Origin of the sequence: Plesiomonas sp. (assembly GCF_051650925.1) — a bacterium.
GTDB lineage: Bacteria > Pseudomonadota > Gammaproteobacteria > Enterobacterales > CAMTGL01 > Plesiomonas.
This window is the reverse complement of sequence record NZ_JBOFRH010000504.1, coordinates 1-1,081: the sequence shown is the minus strand read 5'-3', so window position 1 is coordinate 1,081 and position 1,081 is coordinate 1. Positions and strand designations below refer to the sequence as shown.

The window sequence follows — 1,081 nt, the reverse complement described above, 5'->3', positions numbered from 1 at the left end:
AGTGGCTATTTAGCAGCCGTTGGACGCAAATTAACTACGTTAGTGGCGATTTTGTACCGCCTACGGCAGGGGCGAGCAGCGAGTTCACGCTGAATAATCTCAATACTGAATACCCGTTGGTGAATGGGCAGGTCGCTATTTCATTGGCGCTCACCACCGCAAATCCGGTGGATATCACCGCGACCTTAGCGCAAGCGGGTAATCCGCGCGGTAATGCCAGCGCCCGCATTGAGGGGAATGGCACCTTGTTGTTGGCGTTAGACAACCTCAGCGCAGGGTCTTATGACCTGTTACTGGAAGGGATGGCCGAAGGCGGTAAGCAAGGTTCACAGCAGCGTTTTAATATCACGTTGGTCGATACCGTTGCCGGCGGCGGCAATGAAGACAATGGAGGAAATGGCGGTAATGAAGGAAATGAGGGCAACCAAGACAATTACCCGACCTATACCCCTGATACCGCCTATCAGGCCGGTGATCGCGTGAGTCATGCAGGGAGTGATTACGAGTGTAAACCGTGGCCATTTAGTGGTTGGTGTGGTGGCTCTACCAGCCATTATGCCCCTGGCACCGGTAGCCACTGGAACGATGCGTGGGTGAAAATTTAACCACAGGATAAAGTGCGGATAGCATCGAAGTAATAAGTCAACGGGCTGCATGGCAGCCCTTTTTGTTGGGAGGAATCATGTGCAGCGATCGTGAGAGAAAGTCGTGATGTAAGGTTTGCAGGAGGGTTCATTCGCGTAATCTATCCCTAATCAAACGCTTATAATCATCCCTTCGTTGATTCTTTTTTGTTCTTCTGCCTGCGCAATAAACACAACACGCCACCACGTTTTTAAAAATCCTGTCTATTCTTAACTGTATCTCTACCGCCATGCTGAGTGAATGGTCATTAACAGCGACTACCGGAGATACTTGATATGCCAACCAGTAAAGCCAGTACCGGATTTAACAGCTATGTTTCAACCGGTCACCTGCCAGATCAACATACCGTGACCACCTTAGTGCAAGAAGCGCATGCGCGTTTCGGTACCGATACGAATGGGAAGGTTTCGACGGTCTATCCGGCATTAGAACGCGT

At 50.4% G+C, this 1,081-nt stretch carries 2 pseudogenes; both read left to right on the top strand.

Annotation, left to right across the window (positions count from 1 at the left end):
- Positions 1-605 (top strand): annotated as a pseudogene (locus tag ACRC27_RS12150) (hypothetical protein); the annotation flags it as partial.
- A gap of 315 nt (positions 606-920) precedes the next feature.
- Positions 921-1,081 (top strand): annotated as a pseudogene (locus tag ACRC27_RS12145) (glutaminase A); the annotation flags it as partial.